This is a genomic window from Ruegeria sp. YKSF131, from assembly GCF_059612645.1.
The window spans coordinates 87,192-103,976 of sequence record NZ_JBXWQZ010000006.1 but is presented as its reverse complement, the minus strand read 5'-3'; the positions used below and the strand labels follow the sequence as shown (position 1 = coordinate 103,976).

The following is a 16,785-nucleotide window of genomic DNA, read 5'->3' as shown; positions in this document are numbered from 1 at the left end:
AAAAACTCAAGAACCCGCCGGTCACATATCTCCGGCGGTTTCCTTCTCCCCAAGAACCCGCTCCGCAAAGTCCATAAACGCCCGTATGATCTTGACGTCACGACGCTGGGACGATGTGCTCTCAGTAGTCAATCTTTCTTTTGCAATGAAACAGGTGGAGCATCGGAGGGTTCCTTCACACCGGCTTGCCCGAAATATCACGTGACCTGATCTGCCCTGATGAGACAGAGCGCCTAGTCCGACCCTGCGATAACTACTTCGATATCATTTTTATCGAGCATGTCCTGGATATTGGCAGGAGGACGGCGGTCGGTAAAAAACACATCAATTCCGGCCATGTTGTGAAGAGATATCGGAGCCCGCTTGTTGAATTTTCCGCTGTCGGCAACGACGATGCGCACTTGCGCATTTTCAGCCGCAGCACGTGCGATATTGGCTTCTTCGAGATCATGCAGCATAAAGCCCAAATCTCCATTCACGGCTCCAACCGAAAACACTGCCAACTGTACGTTGAAACGCTTCACAAGATCCAATGCCTCTGCACCGAAAGCACCCCCATCATGGGCGCGCAATTCTCCACCGGCCAGAAACACCCGGTTGTTGTTGTGCTTTGACAACGTGTAAGCGACGAAAACCGAATTGGTAACCACAAACAGGTCTTTATGTTTCCGCAACGCAAGCGCGACGTAGGCGGTTGTCGAACCGATATCCAGAAATAAGGAGTCCCCGTCGCTAATTGTATTTGCGACTGCCCGGGCTATTGCTTCTTTCGCGCGCGCTTGCGTTCCCAAGCGGTTTTCAAAAGGTGGTTCTATTGCGTCTTCGCTAAGATGTACGCCGCCATGAACCTTCCGCACGATCTTGCGCTCTTCCAGTGCCTTGACGTTACGCCGGATCGTTTCATTGGAAACATTCAGTTTTTGAGCCAAGAGTCTGACCCTGCACGACCCGCCCGCATGTTGCAGCTCTCGAAGGATTTCTTCTTCGCGCTGATTTGTGGTTTTTCGTGGCTTTAACATGCGACCTCCTGAAAGGGGGATACGGCAGTCATCCCAATAAAACAATATTGCGCCCAATACGGTGCCATTCGGGGCTTTGTGTGCGAATTATAACGAATTATCGTGGAGAAATGTGGTTTTTATTGACGTAGTTGTCAGATTGGCGCAGCATGGAAGTGTAATAAACGAAAAACACTCAAAAAGCCACATTCAGGGAGCACAACATGATCAGGAAATTCAATACACTACACGCAATAGCATTAGTCGCTGGCGTAACTGCTTCGGCTTCTTGGGCCGTCGAATCGACGGACCCTATCAAACTGACGCTGCATGATTGGTCAGGACAGCTGATCAACACCAAGATAATGGGAGCAATCCTTCAAGAGGCAGGGTACAACGTTGAATATGTTCAGGCGGACTATATCGCTCAGTTTGCGGGCCTGAAGACAGGTGATCTACATCTGGCAATGGAAATCTGGGAAACCACCGGGCGTGAAGCGCTGGACGAAGCCACCGCCTCTGGCAACGTGGTGAACGTTGGTGAAACCGGTCTGATGGCGATCGAAGAATGGTGGTACCCAGCTTACATGAAAGACCGCTGCCCAGGCCTGCCAAACTGGGAAGCTTTGAAAGACTGCGCAGGGGAATTTGCCACCGCTGAAACCTCGCCAAATGGGCGCTATGTCGGTGGACCTGTGACCTGGGGCGGTTTCGACGACGAGCGCGTCGAAGCATTAGAGCTAGAGTTTGAAGTTGTCCACGCAGGCACGGATGCAGCGCTTTTTGCAGAACTGGAATCTGCATATCAGCGTGAAGATCCGATCATGCTTTGGGTCTATGTTCCACACTGGGCCCCGGCCAAATATGACGGCGAATTCGTGGAGTTTCCGCCATATTCGCCCGAGTGCTACAGCGACCCGTCAGTTGGTGTGAACCCGGATTTGGCCTATGACTGCGGAAAACCGCGTGGTCCGATCTGGAAGGCTGCTTGGGCTGGCCTGCAAGAGAAGTGGCCGGGCGCGTATGACATCATCGAAGCCTATAACATCAATAACGACGAGATGAGCGCCATGGTCGGCAAAGCCGATCTGGACGGTGTGGATATTGATGCAGTTGTCGCGGATTGGATGGAGACGAACAAAGACCGTTGGTCTGGCTGGATCTCTAAATAATCTGCTTGGCCGAAGCGGTTACCCCGCTCTCCTCTACCGCTTCGGTCTTCTTCCGTCTTAGTACCGGACACCACAGATGACCCCCACAACAAAACTGTCCTGCCGAAACGTTTGGAAGCTTTATGGTTCAAACGCCGAGACCCTTCTCGCGCAAAATCCGAACCCATCTGCAGATGACATTCGAAATGCGGGTGTTATCGGAGCGGTACGCAATGCCAATATTGAAATCGTTGAAGGTGAAATTTTCATCATCATGGGCCTGTCCGGTTCAGGCAAATCAACCCTGGTTCGTTGTCTGTCCAGGTTGATCGAACCCACGAGTGGAGAGGTTCTGTTCGACGACGCCGACCTGCTGCGCGCCAGCGAAAAAGAAATGATTGAAATTCGCCGGCACAAGATGGGCATGGTGTTTCAGCATTTTGCCCTGCTGCCGCACCTGACCGTGTTGCAGAATGTGATGTTCCCCCTGACCATTCAGGCTACGCCCAAACACGAGGCCGAAGCAAAGGCGAGAGACGTGGTGGAACTGGTCGGACTGAAGGGGCGTGAAGACTACTATCCACGAGAGCTCTCGGGTGGTCAGCAACAGCGTGTGGGCATTGCCCGATCATTGGTGACAGAGCCCGATCTGTGGTTTCTGGACGAACCTTTTTCGGCCCTCGATCCGCTGATCCGTCGCGAAATGCAGGACGAATTTCTGCGACTACAGGAACGGTTGCATAAGACTATTGTCTTTATCACGCACGACTTTGAAGAAGCCGTTCGCTTGGCAGACCGCATCGCCATTATGAAGGACGGTGAAGTCATCCAGATTGCCACCCCAGAGGAACTGGTGATGAATCCAGCGACAGATTATGTGGCTGAATTCACGCGGCATATTCCGCGCTCCAAGGTTTTGACGGTTGGTGGTGTAATGACCGTCGGCGCTGCGGGTAAGGGTGAGCCCATTGTGCAATCAACCCGCGTCTCGGCCGTGGCGGAACGGATCATCACCGCAGATGCACCAATTCCCGTGACAGACAGCAATGGTCTGGTTATTGGCGCCATTGATCGCAAGGCTGTGGCCCATGTGCTATTCGGTGAAGGGGACGCGGTATGAGCCGCCTGTCCCGCAGCCAGCTTGTCATTCTACTGCTTGTCGGACTGACAATCCTGCTGGGGTATTTCGGCAGTAATCTGGGAAAAGCGCTGGATGCGCGCTGGATCACCAAATTCCCGTCGGCTTGGGTCGTCCCGTTCAAAACTTATATTTCATCTGCGATGTCCTGGTTGATCGAGGAAGCAGCAATCGGCCCAGTTTCGTTCACCGACGTTACCCGCGCTGCCGCTTGGTTGATCGAACAGCCCTATGACCTTGTCTTGTCCCTGCTGGCCGAAGGTTTTGTCACCGGGCAAGGCAATGATGCGCAAGTCATTCTACCTGCGATCAGCTGGATTGTAGTGATCACCGCCGTAGTAGCTTTGGGACAGTATTGCCGGGACTGGGGGCTCGCGGCATTGGTCGGCGGCTGCTTTACCTATCTGGCCGTCTTTGGCCAGTGGGACAGCGCGATGGTTACGCTTGCCTCGGTCCTGATTGCGGTGCCCATTGGCGCGGGCGGTGGGCTGTTGTTGGGGATATTGGCCTATCGCCACCTGACTTTCGACCGCATCATCTCGCCCATTCTGGACTTGATGCAGACAATCCCGATCTTCGCCTATCTGGTACCAATTCTGTTCATGTTCGGCTTTGGACCGATTTCGGCGCTGGTCGCCACGATCATCTATGCGACACCGCCTATGGTGCGAATCACCACGCTTGCCTTGAGAGCCGTCGACCCCGAGATTTTGGACTTCGGGCGCATGGCAGGCACGACGCAAAAGCAGTTGATGTGGCGCGTTTTGGTTCCTTCCGCCAGCCACAGTCTGATGGTGGGTGTCAATCAGGTGATCATGCTGACGCTGAACATGGTCATCATTGCCTCGATGATCGGGGCCGGAGGATTGGGGTTTGACGTCCTTGCCGCGCTGCGCCGCCTCGATATCGGCGCTGGGTTCGAGGCCGGTATTGCCATTGTGGTTCTGGCCATTGCGGTCGATCGCCTAAGTCAGGCTTTCGCCGAGCGTATGGGGCAGGTACATCACGAGCTCCCCGGCTCGTGGATCACCCGCCATCGCCGGACAGTTCTGGTAATGATCCTGCTGATTTTGACCTGGGTTCTAGGGCAGTTCTCACCCCTGCTGCTGGAATATCCTGAAAGCCAGACGATCACCACTGGCGGGTTCTGGGATGACACGGTCAAATACCTGAACATCAATTATTTTGACACGTTCGAGGCGATCAAGATCTTCTTCCTGACGTGGTTCATGATCCCGATAAAAACGGTTTTGCTGGGAATCCCATGGCCTTGGGCGATTGCCATGCTGACCTTGCTGGGTTGGCACGCGGGGGGCTGGCGGCTGGCACTGCTGTGCGGGGGACTGGCGTCGCTGATCCTCGTATCAGGACTGTGGGCCAAGGCAATGGTGACAGTTTATCTCTGCGGAGCCTCTGTGTTTCTTGCTACTCTGATCGGAGTTCCGCTGGGTGTTGTGGCCGCACTGAACAAACGCGCCGGGACAGTGATCAACCTGTTGATTGATACGTTGCAGACTTTGCCCAGCTTTGTCTATCTGATCCCGGTAGTGATGCTGTTCCGGGTCGGCGATTTCACTGCCCTGATTGCCATAGTCCTTTACGCACTGGCCCCGGCCGTGCGTTATGCGGCCCACGGCGTGCGATCGGTCAGTGAGGAATTGATCGAGGCCGGATTGGTTTCTGGCTGCACACGCACGCAACTCCTGCGCCATATTCGCTTGCCCATGGCCCTGCCCGAAATCCTTCTGGGCATTAACCAGACCATCATGCTGGCGCTGTCCATGCTGGTTATCACGGCCCTCGTTGGCACCCGCGATCTGGGGCAGGAGGTCTACATTGCCCTGACAAAGGCTGACACTGGCCGGGGTCTGGTCGCAGGGCTGTCCATCGCATTCATTGCCATCATCGCTGATAGGCTGATCAACGCTAGCGCTCGTCAGGCACGCATCCGCTTTGGAATGGAGAGTTGATATGTCCAAATCCGACCTGATGACCCGCATTCGAAAGCTACCGATCTGGCAGGGCGAGATCAAAGCCACCCCGTTGACGGGTGGGATTACAAATGTGAACTACAAGGTCACTGACAGCAGTGGATGCTATGTGGTGCGTGTCGGTGACGACATCCCTTTGCACCAGGTGATGCGCTTCAACGAACTGGCTGCCAGTAAGGCCGCACATGCAGCGGGTCTGTCACCCGCTGTAGTGTTTTCGTCCAACGAATTGACAGTGCTGGAATTCGTCGAAAGCCGCACTTTGACCGAAGAGGACATACGCGACCCCAGTATGCTGCCGCGGGTGCTGGAGCTCGTGAAAGCCTGCCACCTTGAAGTGCCCAAGCACCTGCGCGGACCGTCGCTGGTGTTCTGGGTCTTTCACGTCATCCGCGACTATGCTGCCACTCTCACCGAGCGTGGAAGTTCGCATAAGGGCCTGATCCCGGAACTTGTGCAAATTGGAAATGACCTGGAAGCCGAAGCCGGGCCGTACGACATCGTGTTTGGCCATAACGACCTGCTTTGCGGCAACTTTCTGGACGATGGCACCCGCCTGTGGCTGATCGATTTCGACTACGCGGGATTCAACTCGCCACTATTTGATCTGGGGGGGCTGGCCTCGAACAACTCCCTTTCCAATGAACAAGAAGACTGGGTTCTGGAAACCTATTTCCAGGCACCCGTCACCAACCAATTACGTCATCGCTATTCGGCGATGAAATGCGCCTCGCTGCTTCGTGAAACCATGTGGAGCATGGTGTCCGAGATCACCTCGGAAATCGACTTCGATTACGCAGCCTACACGAGCGAAAATCTCGCACGGTTTCGCACGGCCCTGACCGATTACAAAAACACCTGAGGACAGATATGACCGACCTTCCAAATACAGCCAAAGCCGTCATCATCGGCGGCGGCATCATCGGCTGCTCGACCGCCTATCACCTTGCCAAGCTTGGTTGGACCGACACGGTGCTGCTGGAACGCAAAAAGCTGACTTCGGGCACCACATTCCATGCGGCGGGCCTGGTGGGGCAGCTGCGTTCGAACGCCAATATAACTCAGCTGTTGGGATATTCAGTCGATCTGTACAACAAGATTGAAGAAGAAACCGGTCTGGGAACGGGCTGGAAAATGAATGGTGGTTTGCGTCTCGCCTGCAACGAGGAACGCTGGACCGAGGTCAAACGGCAGGCCACCACAGCCCATTCCTTTGGTCTGGACATGCAGCTGCTGACCCCGAAGGAAGCGCAGGATCTTTGGCCGCTGATGGATATCGGTGACGTCATAGGCGCGGCGTTCCTGCCCACCGATGGGCAAGCAAACCCCTCGGACATTACCCAGGCGCTGGCCAAGGGCGCGCGCATGGCAGGCGCGAAGATATTCGAAGATACAAAGGTCACCGATCTTGAAATCGAGAACGGCAAGATCCTCGCCGTAATCACTGAACATGGCCGTATCGAATGCGAAAAAGTGATCGTGTGTGCAGGTCAATGGACGCGCGACTTTGCCGCCAAGTTCGGCGTGAATGTGCCGCTGGTACCAATGGAACACCAGTACATGGTCACAGAACCATTTGGTGTGCCCGGCGATCTGCCTACCCTGCGGGACCCTGATCGGCTGACCTATTACAAGGAAGAGGTCGGTGGGCTCGTCATGGGCGGCTATGAGCCGAACCCGATCCCGTGGGCGGTGAATGGCATACCGAAAGGTTTCCACTACACCTTGCTCGACAGTAATTTCGACCATTTCGAACAGATCATGGAGCTGTCGCTGGGCCGGGTGCCAGCGTTGGAAACTGCGGGGATCAAGACACTGACGAACGGCCCCGAAAGCTTTACTCCGGATGGAAACTTCATCGTGGGTGAAGCACCAGAGCTGAAGAATTTCTTTGTTGGCGCTGGTTTCAACGCCTTTGGCATCGCCTCGGGCGGTGGCGCCGGAATGGTGCTGGCAGAATGGGCCGCCAAGGGCGAGCCGCCTTTTGACCTGTGGTCCGCCGACATTCGCCGTTTTGGCCGCCCGCATTTCGACACCGATTGGGTCCGCACCCGCACAGTCGAAGCATATGGCAAACACTACACCATGGCATGGCCACACGAAGAACACGAATCCGGCCGCCCCTGCCGCAAGTCACCGCTTTACGATTCGCTTAAGGATCAGGGTGCGTGCTTTGGCGAAAAACTGGGTTGGGAGCGCCCGAACTGGTTTGCCGACGCATCGCTGGGCGAGGCGCCAAGGGACGAATACAGCTTTGGCCGCCAGAACTGGTTTGCCGCCGTTGGTCGCGAACACAAAGCGGCCCGGGAGGCGGCCGTGCTGTTCGATCAAACATCGTTCGCCAAATTCGCGCTGAAAGGCCCGGACGCCTTGGCGGCGATGAACTGGATTTGTGCCAATGATGTGGACAAACCGGTGGGTGCGCTGGTCTATACCCAGATGCTCAATGACAAGGGCGGAATTGAATGCGACCTGACCGTGGGCCGTGTAGCGCATGATGAATTCTACATTGTCACTGGTACGGGCTATGCCACCCACGATTTTGACTGGATCAGCCGAAATATTCCGGACGGGCTGAACTGCCAGCTGTTCGATATCACCTCCTCGAACGCAGTGTTGTCGCTGATGGGGCCAAAAGCACGAGATATTCTGGCGGCAGTTACCCGCGACGATGTCTCGAATGACGGGTTCAAGTTTGGCACGATCCGGACAATCGGCATCGCGGGTTGCCCGGTCAAGGCACTGCGGGTGACATATGTGGGCGAGCTTGGCTGGGAACTGCACTTGCCTGTCGAATACGCGCAAACAGTCTATTCCGCGCTGATGGAAGCAGGGCAACCGCAAGGGCTGGTTAATGCGGGCTACCGCGCAATTGAATCTCTTCGGTTAGAAAAGGGTTACCGCGCCTGGGGATCTGACATCGGACCTGATCACACGCCGTTTGAAAGCGGTCTAGGATGGGCTGTGAAACTGCGCAAGAACATAAACTTCAAGGGTCGCGCGGCAAGCGAGAAGCAAAAGGCCGAGGGCGTCAAAAAGATGCTGGCCTGCTTCACCGTCGACCCCGATGTGGTGCTGTTGGGCCGCGAAACAATATACCGGGATGGAGAACGGGTGGGTTGGCTAACGTCGGGAGGCTATGGCTATACAACCGGCAAATCCATCGGTTACGGCTATGTCCGAAATCAGGGCGGCGTCGATGCAGATTTTGTTACGTCCGGCACGTATGAGTTGGAGGTTGCGACCCAACGTGTCTCCTGCGACGTGACACTTCAACCGCTTTACGATCCCAAAATGGACCGTATCAAATCGTAACATAAACTCCTGTTACCTTGATGAGGTTGGGGCAAATGTGTCCCAACCTCAATACCTCGGGAAACGTGGTTATTTTCCAGGTAAACCGAGAGGTGTCAACGTGGTTATTTTCCAGGTAAACCGAGAGGTGTCTCGGCAGGATTTACCGCCCAGATCACCAGGTTTCTGGCAGATTTGGAGTGCACAAGCACTTTGTTTCCAGTTCGCGCCGCGCAAAAGTCAAATACCCCGCCAGACTACATGCTCTGGAGAGGCACAAGTCAGATGTTCAACTGCATGGATGACTTTGTTCGGTCCATTGCAACGAATGTTCTGAACTTTCGGATGTTCTTGTTCGAAAAGAACAACCGTTGGGTAAGCTTTTCATATTCGGACATATCTCGAACGATAACGATCAGAACAAAATCCACTTCACCAGTAACATAGTAGCATTGCTGAACCTCAGGGGCAGCATAGAAGCTTTTCTTGATTTCATCGATTTTTCCGCCAGTCTCGGTTTTTAGTTCGACTTCGACGAAAATGGTCAGCGGCAATCCCACGGCTGCCGGATCAATATGCGCTGATTGCGCGGCAATGACCCCTTCCGCCTCCATGCGTTTGATCCTCCGCTGCACGCTGGGCGCGGACAGATTCACGCTTTCACCGATTTGACGGTGCGGCACCGTATTGTCCTGCTGCAACACCCTAAGAATCGCGAGATCGAAGCTATCCAGACTTCCTGATGAATATTTTTGTTTCACGGCGACCTCATGCAAGTTTGCTTCAAAATTACCAGCAACTCAGAGCGAAAACATCACTGACATTGAATTATATTTGCACCAACAATGGAAGGACCACAAAATGCTCGCAAACTTTGAGACAGTCGGAATTGAAAGCCATACAGCCAAGCCAGGCTTTGGCCATGCCGCCACAGCCACCTTACCCCGCGAGGGATTTGACCTCGCACAGAGGGAAATTCAAAGCTGGAGTGGGTACGAAAGAGCGCCTATGCCGTCTCTTCAAGGTCTAGCCGAAGCACTCGATTTGGGCGCAGTCTATTACAAGCATGAAGGGTTAAGATTTGGCTTGTGCAGTTTCAAAGCACTTGGCGGCGCTTATGCGGTTCTGCGAGTATTACAGCGCGAATTAACCAAAAAGACAGGCCGTGAAGTCACTGCCGATGAGATCCGAAACGGCACCCATACTGCCGGAATTGCAGACATAACCGTCATTTCGGCGACAGATGGCAATCACGGTCGTTCAGTGGCTTGGGGTGCCCAGCGCTTCGGCGCGCCATGCCGAATTTACATTCACAAAGAAGTAAGCGCATTCCGCGCCGACGCAATGCGCCAGCTAGGGGCCGAAGTGATCAGGGTTGATGGAGATTACGACGCTTCCGTGGCACAGACCCGGACCGATGCAGCGGCACACGGTTGGTTGATTGTTTCAGATACTTCCTGGCCCGGTTACACTCGGGCACCTCTTGATGTCATGGCTGGTTACGGGGTCATGGCGCGCGAGATCGTGCAGGATTTGGCTTTGCCACCCACTCATGTCTTCCTTCAAGGCGGCGTTGGAGGCTTAGCGGCTGCCGTCACCGCGGTATTCCTCCAGGATTGGGGGCAGAATGCGCCGCGCGTCATCGTGGTCGAACCTGAATTGGCCCCCTGCCTTTTTGCAAGCGCCCAGGCAAATCGGCCTACAGCCGTCGAAGTAGGCGAAGAAACCATAATGGCTGGTCTGTCCTGCGGCGCGCCGTCCGAATTGGCATGGAACGTTTTGGAAGAGGCCGCCAGCGGTTTCATGAAAATCCCGGACCAGCTTGTGGCACCGGCCGTCCGCCTATTGGCAAACGGCGCTTTCGGAGATGAGCCCATCGAAGCCGGAGAAAGCGCCGTGGCCGGTCTGATTGGCTTGATCTGCGCGTCATTGCGCACCGACCTGCGGCAACAATATCAAATTACGCCACAATCCCGAGTGATGTTGATCGGGTCAGAGGGCGTCACAGATCCGCATGTTTTCGACCGGATCATGAATGATAGCAACTGACTTGCGGAAATGACCCGGCGTGGTATTCCCCCTTGGTGGAAGCCGCGCCCGGCTTCCACCTTCCGGCCGCGCCGCCGGAGTTTACCGCTGTCCGACCTGCAAGATACGCCCTTGTTCTTGGCCAATCATGCAGGTTCACTTCCTTTCGACAGTGAACCGCGTTCCCCAAGGGTCCGTCAGCTCTTGCGGTTGCAATACAGTCCCATCCGTCAACAGCACGATCTCATCCAAGCCGCTGCTGTCAGTTGGACGAGCTTTTGCACCATTGCTGTTCCAGATATTGCCTGCAAAGTGATGGTGGTACCCACCCGAACTGTAGAACCCTGCTGAACCTTCGTGCAGCATGCGATCCTGCGCTAGATGTCGTGTCATGAATTCGTCGACCGCATTGATGTCCCCGACCTGTAGGTGGACATGTCCGACCACCATATTTTCCGGAGCCCCGGACCAGTCTTGACGGGCCGCACCTGCAATTGCCTCCAGGTCCAGATGATGCGAGCCCATGCGGATATACTCTCCATCCATCTGCCATGTTTCAACAGGCCGGTCGGCGTAGATTTCGATCCCATTGCCTTCTGGATCGTTTAGATACAGCGCCTCGCTGACGTCGTGATCCGCCGCCCCGGTCAAAGGGATGCGGTTTTGTGCAGCATAGATCAGCCAGCGTCCCAGGTAATCGCGGTCCGGCATCAGAAAAGCTGTATGGAAAAGACCCGCCGCATGCGGATAGCGCCGCGCAGCACGGTCTTGGCGCAACTCGAGCAGAACGTTGTTTCCTGCGCCCAGTTTCAGTGTTTCGCCATCCCGCGCCAATTCCTCAAGGCCAAGCACTTGTTGGTAAAAGGTCCCAACAGTGTCCAGATTGTTCACAATCAGTGCCACACGGCCGATTGACACGGGGGCTTCGCTGCTTCTCATGCCATAGGCTCCTTTTCTGAGTTTCGAAACCCCCTTCCCATCAACCGCGCTGGCGTATGCCCGCGTTCCCAGCATATTCGCGATCATCGTTGTACTGGCGGCGGCAGTCAAACCTCCAGCCATCCTGTTTAGAAATCCTCGCCTGTGCACATTGCCGGGATTGCAGCATAGAGACCCTCGGCAAGCACGCGGTACAGATCGACCTGCACATCACGATCGGCGGCCAGTTCACCGGCAACAGCCTCGATCAACTCAACCGGCCCCTCGCCACACGCGGTGGCGTGCTGAACATAGGTATCGCCAATATACCACGCGAAGTTGTTGAGGTTCCGGTAAACCAAAACATCCCGACAAAACCCTTCGGACAGTTTGATCGAGGCCTGGGTTTGTGCGTCTTTGCTTAGCTTATCGGCAGCGAGCGGGGTACCTGCCCAAGTCGCCCGCCCATCATACCGACGTCACCCAGTGGACCCCTCGGACGACGTATTCGGCATGCTCCCCAATCTTGCACGCGTATCTTCTTTTACATCGCCCATGGCCATGCGCGCGAAGGCTTGCCGCCAGCCTGGGGCGAGGTCTGTCAGATTTGCGAGGGCTTCGGCATCTTCACGGGAAACTCGTCGTGTTAGACGGGCGCGGGTCACGTACAACACGCTCCAGTCCGGATTGCGCCTTTCAATCAACGTTATTCGATCTCCTGCTTCGACCTCACCGGTTTCCAGAACACTGTAGTATCACCCTGTGCGACCCGTTTTCTGAAACAGGTAGGGCATCCTTTCATTTCCAGTGTGCAGTCCCAGTTTCCAGCAGGGCTGACGGCCCTGGCTGATTTGAACGATTGCCGTGCCCAGCCTCAGGATGTCGCCAATGCACAGATTTTCCTCGGTCAAACCGGTTGTTGAGATGTTTTCACCAAAAGCAGCGGGCACTGCGCCGGGGGGCAGCTGCCCTTCTCTCTGCCAATCCGCATAGTGATCCTGCGCATAATGGTGAATGGCTTTCTCTGCACCGCCATGCACGGTCAGGCCCGCCTGTGCATCGTCAGAAAAACCAGTAAGAGAAATGACCTGACGTCCGGGCACCCGGTCCTTTTGAATGGCAGAGGGCGGCCTTGCTTCCCAGCGGTTAGTGACACGACCCAGGAAAATGCCACCGATTTCTGAGGATAGTTCAGGAAGGAACATTCAGGCTTCTTTGTGTTCGATGCATATCTTTTCTTCTTCGCCGCGCTCGAGGCTAAGGTTCAGCAAGGTGCAATAGTCATTTCCCATACCTGTCTCATGATAGGCGCAGGTCATGCATTTCCCGAACGAGTGGCCACCGTTCGCTGCCAATGCCAACCTCAAGCTCTGAAGAAGGCCCTCCTTGAGGGACACCTGAACGCTGGCGGGCAGATTGCCAATGGCGTCTGCAATCGGATTGGCCTCTGCCAAAACGGCGCGGCCAGCCTCGGTCAACTCATACGAGATCGACCGCTGGTCAGATTTTTGCCGGTGTTCGGCGGCGTATCCCTTGCGCACAAGCGCCTTCAGGGTCTGGGACATCGTTCCGCGTGTTGTCCCAAGGTATTCTGCGACATGTGACGGTGAACGGGAAAACTGATTTGCCTCGGACAGGTACTCCAGCGCGGCTCTTTGCGTCGGATTCAGGTCGCCCGCCCAGCCCGCAGCGGAATCTATCCTGGCAAGGCGGTTGATAAGGATACGAATATTGTGATCGTTTCTCATGCTACAACAAGTAGCGAGTCGAAATTAAAGTTGCAATGTGTTTCTTCTTATTGTAGCGAGTCGCTATTACTTGGCCGGAGATGAGAAATGGCACTTACTTGGAAATCACTTGCTGCCATTGTGATAGGAGCTTCACCTGCCATCGCAGACGGCACTCACGCCCTTCATCAGGAGGGGGCTGTTATCTCTCCCGCTGATGCCAGCATGGCGGCTGACTTCGACATCCTTGCAGCGCATGCGCATCGCAACGGCAATACTGTTACGTTTCACATGACCACCAACGGCACTGCCGGGGCTTCGGTTCCAGCGGCAACCGGGGCAGTGGGCGGGTCAGACGTCTGGTCCTATGTGTGGCCTACATCTCTGGATCCGTCCGCAGTGGGTTTCGAAGGCGGCACCGGCATACTGGCAATGGCTGCAACCAGCCACCCGGATTTTGACGACACGCCTCTTTTTGATGAAAACGGCGATGGCAATCCAGCCAATGATGGCATCGAGTGGCACAGCCACTGGGTTGTACTCACCCCGACCGAAACTTGCGGCCCGGGCGCCCTTGCAGTGCGCGATATTCCCGAAGGGTCGACGCCAAAGCTTCCTGCAACCTGGCCCGGGTTCCCAATCTTTCTGGACAGCCCTGGGTTCACACCGCTGTTCGATGGCCCGGAAATTCAGGTTAATGCTGGGTTTTCCAGCGACGTTCAGCTTGAGGGCATCGCTTATGATGGCGTGACCTCTGCCCTGCGGGTAAACGCCAACATTCACGCTCCGCTGTTGTGCGTCACGGATGTTTTCGACATTGCGTCGGGCGACCTGAGCCTGCCGGGCAAGCTTCAGTAACGGTATCAGCCGGTCGCTTCACGCAGGCGTCCGGCCCCTGAACAAGAGAGACCAATATGCAAGCACCTGAACTACAGGTCAGTGAATGGTTCAACACTGACAAGAATTTAAAGCTTTCGGATTTCCAGGGTAAGGTTGTCCTGATTGAGGCTTTCCAGATGCTGTGCCCAGGCTGCGTCCTCCATGGCATTCCTCTGGCACAAGCTGTGCGGGAGCATTTTTCCAGCGAACACGTCGCCGTAATCGGTTTGCACACCGTTTTCGAACATCATGACGCGATGACCCCGGTATCACTGAAAGCCTTTCTTCACGAATACCGTATCAAATTTCCTGTGGCGGTCGACAAACAGGGCACTGGGCCTTTGCCGGAAACCATGGCGGCATACGGAATGCGCGGCACGCCCAGCCTTGTTCTGTTGGATCAGTCAGGACGGATTGCAGCACATCACTTTGGCCAGGTCTCAGAGCTGCAAGTGGGTGCAGAGATTGGCAGCCTGCTTGCCCGTAAGGCTGCTGCTGAGGACGCAAGTCGGCACCCCAGTCAGGCCAGCCGGTGTGATGACACTGGCTGCGCTGTGTAAAACGGAAGTGTAGAGAAGACAAACCAAGGCGCACTTCCCTTTCTCGGTTTGTGCTACTTGGGTTCACCCTTTTCTTAACTGTGCAGGTCTGCCCTGGTTTCACATGATCGTTTCGGCCAGGCACTACGCCCGTTTCAGATTTGAATACCGCGATAGCAATACGGCCGGATCATCTGGAATACGGTTTCACACCGGTCGAGGCAAGTTTCGCAAACTCTGTCGTGTTCGGCTGCCAACCTTGTCGTGTATGAGCGAGTGATGCCAGTGAAATTCTTACTAAATCCGTGCGATCGGCAAGCTTCGTCGATACCTTGTTTCTTGCATTACTCGGGGGAAATGGCGGATGAAGTTCATTCACATCACTGATATACACCTCGTCCGCGACTCCGGTCCGCTAAATGGCGGCTTTCCGTCCCAGCGGTTGGACGCCTGTTTGGACGATATCCTTCGGTGGCATTCCGATGCGGCGTTCTGTGTCATCTCTGGCGACTTGGCTGAATTTGCCGAGGAAGAGGCCTATCGGGCGCTCAAGGCGAGACTGGCCGCATTTCCTCTTCGCTCATTTCTGCTGATTGGAAATCACGACGACCGAGCTGTTTTCCAATCGGTCTTCCCGGATCATCCAAAGGATGCCAACGGGTTTGTCCAGCATCGATTCGAAATAGATGAGGGTGTTTTCTTATTTCTCGATTCAACCAAAGACGGGCGCGATGTGCATGAAGGGCAGCTTTGCCCTGCCCGGCTGGACTGGCTCAGGCAGCAACTGACCGAAGCCGAGGACAAGCCCACCTATGTGTTTTTGCACCACCCACCCTTTGACCTTGGCATTCCCCTTGTGGACGATATCAGGCTGGTTGAGGCGGACGCCTTTGCTGATGCCCTCAAACACGGACGCAATATTCGGCATGTATTTTACGGTCATGTACACCGCATGACCTACGTGAATTGGCTCGGCTTTCCATTTACCAGCCTGCCCAGCCTCAACCACCAGGTCCCGTTGAATGCGGCCAGCGTCGATGGCGAGTTCTGCGACGAACCTCCGGCCTACGGTGTGGTACAGATTGCCGAGGATCAGCTGACGGTGCATTTCAACACTTTCCTGCAACGCAACCCATTGCATCAGACCTGAGGCATGGAATCCTACTGGATCGCATTGGTTCTCGTTTCGGCGGCAACCCACCCATTGCGCGACCTTGCGCTGAAAGGGGTTGCGCATCCGGTGTCGTGCTATGTCGGGGTGTCCCTGACCTGGGTGATCCTGGCGGCGGTTCAAACGCTGGCCATGGGACATGATCTGAGCTTGCCTTATGAGGTCTGGCCCTTTGTCGCGATTTCGGCCCTTGGGCTTACCTTCTATTACTACGGCACGTTGTCGGCCCTGAGACGTGGGAACCTTTCGGTCTATTATCCGATCATCCGTTCGTCGCCGATTGCCATTGTCGCTTTCAGCTGGCTAGCCCTTGATCAGCATTATTCGTGGTTCACATTGGTGGGAATCGCGCTGGTCCTTTTAGGCAGCCTGATGATCCAGAAGTCGCCCGGCGGCCTACTGCACGATCACAGAGCATTCGCGCTGGCAAGTATGGCGATGCTGGGGTCGGCTGCCTATTCGTTAAGCGATGCCCAAGCGATGAAGCTGACCAATCCGGCACCTTTCCTGTTTTTCACCTATATTCTTGTGACACCGCTGCTTGCTGGCATCAGGGCCTGGGAAGATCGCCACTTGTCAGCCCCGTTCCTGGGGGTCGTGCGGGGCTGGGCACAGGCACCGGTGCGGATCGCATTTGCCGGGATCGTGTCCTATCTGTCCTACCTGTTCATCCTGACCGCTTTTCAGCTTGGGGCTGAGGCCGCCACAGTCAGCGCGGTCCGGCAAGCATCAATCCCGGTTTCGGTGACCCTCGCAGCGATCATCCTCAAGGAATCCCGCTTTCTGCACCGTATCGGCTGGGCCAGCCTGATCGCACTGGGAATTCTCTTGATTACGCTGTCCCGAGGTTGAACCTGCATCCACTGTCTTGACGTACTGCGAATTCACCATTCTTCCACTGGCCTTGTTTGGGATCTCTCTGGACGAAAATGGCCGGTCCTGAAATGACAT

The 16,785-nt window shown here is 55.4% G+C and carries 16 protein-coding genes; 10 read left to right on the top strand and 6 right to left on the bottom strand.

The window, feature by feature from the left end; all coding sequences use genetic code 11:
• Nucleotides 1-233 precede the first annotated feature (233 nt).
• The gene (locus AC2FLZ_RS04205) at nt 234-1,019 is read right to left on the bottom strand and encodes a DeoR/GlpR family DNA-binding transcription regulator (protein ID WP_496881863.1); all 786 of its coding nucleotides are present in this window, start codon (nt 1,017-1,019) and stop codon (nt 234-236) included.
• A 203-nt stretch (nt 1,020-1,222) separates the two neighbouring features.
• Here AC2FLZ_RS04205 and AC2FLZ_RS04200 point away from each other — a divergent pair, with 203 nt between their 5' ends.
• From AC2FLZ_RS04200 to AC2FLZ_RS04180, 5 genes are all read left to right on the top strand, one after another.
• Nucleotides 1,223-2,170, top strand: a complete 948-nt coding sequence (locus AC2FLZ_RS04200; RefSeq protein ID WP_480477729.1) for an ABC transporter substrate-binding protein — start codon at nt 1,223-1,225, stop codon at nt 2,168-2,170.
• A gap of 76 nt (nt 2,171-2,246) precedes the next feature.
• Nucleotides 2,247-3,269 (top strand): quaternary amine ABC transporter ATP-binding protein, encoded by a 1,023-nt coding sequence (locus AC2FLZ_RS04195; protein WP_480555808.1) that lies wholly within the window; start codon nt 2,247-2,249, stop codon nt 3,267-3,269.
• Entirely contained in the window at nt 3,266-5,257 is a 1,992-nt protein-coding gene (locus AC2FLZ_RS04190; protein WP_496881862.1) for an ABC transporter permease, read from the top strand. Before AC2FLZ_RS04195 ends, AC2FLZ_RS04190 begins: the two co-directional genes overlap by 4 nt.
• A gap of 1 nt (nt 5,258) precedes the next feature.
• Nucleotides 5,259-6,140, top strand: coding sequence for a phosphotransferase (locus AC2FLZ_RS04185; RefSeq protein WP_480495192.1), 882 nt, complete (start codon nt 5,259-5,261; stop codon nt 6,138-6,140).
• Between the two features lie 8 nt (nt 6,141-6,148).
• Entirely contained in the window at nt 6,149-8,593 is a 2,445-nt protein-coding gene (locus AC2FLZ_RS04180) for a GcvT family protein (RefSeq protein WP_496881861.1), read from the top strand.
• A 260-nt stretch (nt 8,594-8,853) separates the two neighbouring features.
• Here AC2FLZ_RS04180 and AC2FLZ_RS04175 read toward each other — a convergent pair whose 3' ends face one another.
• Nucleotides 8,854-9,255 carry an Lrp/AsnC family transcriptional regulator gene (locus tag AC2FLZ_RS04175; RefSeq protein WP_480911386.1) on the bottom strand — a complete coding sequence of 134 codons (402 nt, stop codon included), beginning with the start codon at nt 9,253-9,255 and terminating at the stop codon, nt 8,854-8,856.
• A 4-nt stretch (nt 9,256-9,259) separates the two neighbouring features.
• On the opposite strand from AC2FLZ_RS04175, the gene AC2FLZ_RS04170 reads away from it, so the two are divergent.
• Nucleotides 9,260-10,621, top strand: coding sequence for a diaminopropionate ammonia-lyase (locus tag AC2FLZ_RS04170; protein ID WP_496881860.1), 1,362 nt, complete (start codon nt 9,260-9,262; stop codon nt 10,619-10,621).
• Between the two features lie 135 nt (nt 10,622-10,756).
• Here AC2FLZ_RS04170 and AC2FLZ_RS04165 read toward each other — a convergent pair whose 3' ends face one another.
• The 4 genes from AC2FLZ_RS04165 to AC2FLZ_RS04150 form a co-directional block, all read right to left on the bottom strand.
• A complete protein-coding gene (locus AC2FLZ_RS04165; RefSeq protein ID WP_496881859.1) occupies nt 10,757-11,539 on the bottom strand; it encodes a VOC family protein in 783 nt (260 codons plus the stop codon).
• 128 nt (nt 11,540-11,667) lie between these two features.
• Nucleotides 11,668-11,880, bottom strand: a complete 213-nt coding sequence (locus AC2FLZ_RS04160) for a hypothetical protein (RefSeq protein ID WP_480477745.1) — start codon at nt 11,878-11,880, stop codon at nt 11,668-11,670.
• A gap of 393 nt (nt 11,881-12,273) precedes the next feature.
• On the bottom strand, nt 12,274-12,723 hold the full coding sequence (locus AC2FLZ_RS04155) for an MOSC domain-containing protein (protein WP_496821759.1): 450 nt from the start codon (nt 12,721-12,723) through the stop codon (nt 12,274-12,276).
• Nucleotides 12,724-13,266, bottom strand: coding sequence for a MarR family winged helix-turn-helix transcriptional regulator (locus tag AC2FLZ_RS04150; RefSeq protein WP_480520708.1), 543 nt, complete (start codon nt 13,264-13,266; stop codon nt 12,724-12,726).
• A gap of 87 nt (nt 13,267-13,353) precedes the next feature.
• On the opposite strand from AC2FLZ_RS04150, the gene AC2FLZ_RS04145 reads away from it, so the two are divergent.
• The 4 genes from AC2FLZ_RS04145 (at nt 13,354) to AC2FLZ_RS04130 (ending at nt 16,686) form a co-directional block, all read left to right on the top strand.
• The gene (locus AC2FLZ_RS04145) at nt 13,354-14,103 is read left to right on the top strand and encodes a hypothetical protein (protein WP_496881858.1); all 750 of its coding nucleotides are present in this window, start codon (nt 13,354-13,356) and stop codon (nt 14,101-14,103) included.
• A gap of 56 nt (nt 14,104-14,159) precedes the next feature.
• The gene (locus AC2FLZ_RS04140) at nt 14,160-14,684 is read left to right on the top strand and encodes a redoxin domain-containing protein (protein ID WP_480520712.1); all 525 of its coding nucleotides are present in this window, start codon (nt 14,160-14,162) and stop codon (nt 14,682-14,684) included.
• 343 nt (nt 14,685-15,027) lie between these two features.
• On the top strand, nt 15,028-15,813 hold the full coding sequence (locus AC2FLZ_RS04135) for a phosphodiesterase (RefSeq protein ID WP_496715982.1): 786 nt from the start codon (nt 15,028-15,030) through the stop codon (nt 15,811-15,813).
• Nucleotides 15,814-15,816: 3 nt separating this feature from the next.
• A complete protein-coding gene (locus tag AC2FLZ_RS04130) occupies nt 15,817-16,686 on the top strand; it encodes an EamA family transporter (protein WP_496881857.1) in 870 nt (289 codons plus the stop codon).
• The last annotated feature ends 99 nt before the right edge of the window (nt 16,687-16,785 follow it).